The following is a 3,419-nucleotide window of genomic DNA, read 5'->3' as shown; positions in this document are numbered from 1 at the left end:
GTTATATATTCCTTTCCACTAACAACCCCTCCTGCGGGAGGAACCTCAGTTCCTAAGATATAAACAGGAGGCTCTCCACCAACTTCTCTCCACGCTTTTTCTGCCGCCTGGCAAAGCTGAGCTTGTCGCATTGCAGCGATCTCAGTTGAAAAGTTTTCTTCATTTCCCAAAGGAAAACTCGTATCAAGATGTATTTTCCTATAACCAGCTCTTATGTAAGACTGTACCATCTTTTTCCCATTTTCCATAGCTATTTCGGGGGCAAGGTTTCTCCAAGGAAGGGGACCAAGATGGTCTCCTCCAAGGACGATCCTGTTCCAATTTATTCCAATCTCGGATGCGAGATCTTTCAACTTCCTCACAAAATCAGCCGGCTTTAGACCAGTGTAACCGCCTTCTTGATTCACCTGATTGGATGTGGATTCGAAAAGGAGAATTCCTTCTTTGTCCTTCATGAATTCCATGACAATTCTTATCACGTCAAAATTACTCGTACAGACGGAGAAAATCCCTTTTCCCACACTTTTGGCATTTTTTATGAAATCGAGAAATGTCATATCTTAGCCTCCCATGACGTTCAATATTTCCCAAAGAGTTTTTCTTTGTAAGAGTCAATTGATATTACTTTCCCTGAAAGACGGCTCTCCTCTATGGCAAAAGCAACGTAGTGGCTTTCAAGCGAATCTTCAAGAGCAGTTAAAGGTTTTCTCTGACCGCTTATGACTTCGTACAAATGCTGCATAAGCCCTTCATCACCGCCAAGATGTCCTCCTTCTGCTTTGATCTCTAACTTTTCCTCTTTCCCGCCATACCTTTTGAGAATTATCTCTCCTTTCTCGAAGTCGCCAACGACTTCTCCGTGTGTGCCGAAAAGCGTTATAACTCTTGTTATCTCGTTTGAAAGCCCCGTAAGTGTAAAAGTGCCGAAGATGTCGTCTTCGTAATCAATGGAAACAGCGTAATAATCGCATACATCGTTATCACAACTGAAAACACATCTTCCATATGGCCCTTCTTTAATTGCTTTAAGCCTTCCTTCGTAAGACAGGTCTACAGTAATTGTGTTTACAGGCCAGCCGGTCCAATCTCCAAGGTAAATTCTTACCGCCGAATAAGGGCAAGTTTCCTTTAAAGGGCAGTCTACACACCTATCTGTCGCTTCTTTGGGTTTATTTTTCAAATTAAAGAACAGGAGATCTCCAAAAGCCGCAACTCTTTCTATCCTTTTTCCAACGAGCCAGAGCATTATATCGGTGTCATGGCAGGATTTCGTGAGAATAGAGGGTGCAGTTTCGTCAGATCTCCGCCAGTTTCCTCTAACAAAACTATGAGCGAAGTGAAAGAACCCAACTTGTTCTCTGTGATCTATTCCCTTAACCTTCCCGATTTCACCACTTTCTATGATTTCCTCTATCTTTTGAAAGAAAGGAGTGTACCTGAGCACGTGAGCTACGATAACCGTTCTACCAGTATTTGCTATCTCTCTTTGAATTCTCACGAGCTCGTCAGGACGCCTTGCTATAGGTTTTTCAAGCAGGATGTCGTAACCTGCTTTTGCAAATGCGATGGCAGGTTCTACATGAACATCATCTGGGGTGGCTATGATAACTACGTCCGCTATCTTGCCCTTCTTATCCAGAAGTTGTTTCCAATCCCTGAAAGCGTTTTCTTCTGGGATGTGGTAGGTGGCTATAAATCTTTCCCTCTTTTCATCATCCGGCTCTACAACTGCAACTATTCGATACTTGTCTTTCATCTGAGATGCTATTTTGGCATATGTGAAGTATCCTCTACTTCCGGCACCGAGTATCACAAGTGATATTTTATCCATCGAGCCTCACCACCTTGGTAAGATTCCTTGGATTTTCAACATCAATTCCTTTTTTCTTTGCTATCTCAAGTCCCAGAAGCTGCGCGAATATGACCTGAATAAAACTGTCTTCGTAATTTTCCAAAAATCTTGGGCGCACCACAGCTCGTCCTCCAAGACCCTCGATTTCTTGGGCCAAAGCCTGTTCATGTTCTCCGTCTCCGTAGATAACAACCACAACTCCAGGTTCAACTAAGGCTTCGGGGCCATGCCGGTATTCAAGGGTTGAATAACTTTCTGTGGTTGTCAGAGACATTTCTTGAAGCTTTAAGGCCGATTCTCTTGCTATTCCCTCATAAGGTCCGGTGCCTAGGAAAACGTAATGGGTGCCTTGCTTTGAAAGGTTTTGAGCTTCTTTCTGCCATGCGGGGAAAGATTCTTCAATAACGTTTATTAATTCTTTAAAGGGAAGCAGATCCGTTTTACCTGACAAAAATTCTGCTAAGGTTAATAGAAATAGGGTAATAGAGGAAAAAGATTTTGTCATAACTATGGACTCTTCTTTTATAGGAATGATCATACTGAGCTCAGCTTCTCTGGCAAGCTGGCTCTTCTCTTCCAAAGTAATTCCTATGGTAAAAACATGCATCTTTGAAAGTGCTTCACATGCTCTAACAACTTCAGAGGTGGATCCTGAACGCGATATAAGGAAAGCAACTTTATTCCCAGATTTTGCCAAATTCCAATCGGCGCTTAGTAGGAATTCCCCAGCGGGTAAAGCAGTGGTTTTCACTCCCAATTTTCCTGTAAAATAACGTGCAGCGGTTATACCTATGTAATAGGATGAACCACAACCAATGAATAACATTTCATCAGCATCTCTCAGCTTCTCGTGTATTAAAACATGGGCTTTGGATTCACTCACGAATTCTAATACCCTTGAAAGTTCCTTAGGTTGAGAGAATATTTCCTCTTCAACAGGCATATTTATCCCTCCTTCTACCAAGTTTGAAAAAGAAAACTTTTGAAATTTCTCTCAAAACGTATTATGTGGTATAGTCATTTAAAAGGTCTTTGAATCAAAAGGGGGACGACTGATGAAAGAAATAAGGATAGAAAAGATTATGAATATTTTGAAACAGCGAGGATTCGCAACCGTCGATGAACTTGCAAGAGCAACGGGCGTTTCCAAAATCACAGTTAGACGATACCTTGATTTCTTGAAGAAACAAGGACTTATTATTCGCCGTAGAGGAGGTGCTTTCCTTAAAAATATCCATTACGACACTCCTTTCTTCTCGAAACTCGAAGACAGAAAAGATGAGAAAATGCGGATTGCTGAGAAGGTTATAGAAGTTCTCAGGGATAATCAAGTCATATTCGCCACTGGTGGAACAACCGTTTATTACGCAATTCAAGCCCTTGATAATTCTCCCTTTCATAATCTCACAATCCTTACAAACTCAATAACTACTGCTTGGGCTGTTATAAACCTGTACAAGTCCATAACTCTGATACATACAGGAGGACTTGTTAGAGAAGGTTCCTTTGAGTGTATAGGAGGACACGTTATAGACTTTGTTAATAATTTCAACATTGACGTCTTTCT

4 protein-coding genes are annotated in these 3,419 nt (G+C 41.5%); 1 reads left to right on the top strand and 3 read right to left on the bottom strand.

Going from position 1 to position 3,419, the window contains the following annotated elements; translation table 11 throughout:
* The 3 genes from J7K79_RS05130 to J7K79_RS05120 all read right to left on the bottom strand — a co-directional run.
* A partial coding sequence (locus tag J7K79_RS05130; protein WP_296905842.1) for a class II D-tagatose-bisphosphate aldolase, non-catalytic subunit occupies window positions 1-557 on the bottom strand: 557 nt, incomplete at its 3' end.
* Between the two features lie 20 nt (window positions 558-577).
* Window positions 578-1,831 (bottom strand): Gfo/Idh/MocA family oxidoreductase, encoded by a 1,254-nt coding sequence (locus J7K79_RS05125; protein WP_296905839.1) that lies wholly within the window; start codon window positions 1,829-1,831, stop codon window positions 578-580.
* Window positions 1,824-2,795 (bottom strand): SIS domain-containing protein, encoded by a 972-nt coding sequence (locus tag J7K79_RS05120; RefSeq protein ID WP_296905837.1) that lies wholly within the window; start codon window positions 2,793-2,795, stop codon window positions 1,824-1,826. Before J7K79_RS05120 ends, J7K79_RS05125 begins: the two co-directional genes overlap by 8 nt.
* Window positions 2,796-2,907: 112 nt before the next feature.
* Here J7K79_RS05120 and J7K79_RS05115 point away from each other — a divergent pair.
* The coding region (locus tag J7K79_RS05115; RefSeq protein ID WP_296905835.1) for a DeoR/GlpR family DNA-binding transcription regulator at window positions 2,908-3,419 on the top strand (512 nt) is incomplete at its 3' end.

Source organism: Thermotoga sp., from assembly GCF_021162145.1.
In the GTDB taxonomy this organism is placed as follows: domain Bacteria; phylum Thermotogota; class Thermotogae; order Thermotogales; family Thermotogaceae; genus Thermotoga.
This window is presented reverse-complemented; position numbering and strand designations above follow the sequence as displayed.

What these genes read in the sequence shown, in the direction of transcription:
- J7K79_RS05120 (WP_296905837.1), bottom strand. Translation starts at nt 2,795, where the DNA reads ATGCCTGTTGAAGAGGAAATATTCTCTCAACCTAAGGAACTTTCAAGG.
- J7K79_RS05125 (WP_296905839.1), bottom strand. Translation starts at nt 1,831, where the DNA reads ATGGATAAAATATCACTTGTGATACTCGGTGCCGGAAGTAGAGGATAC.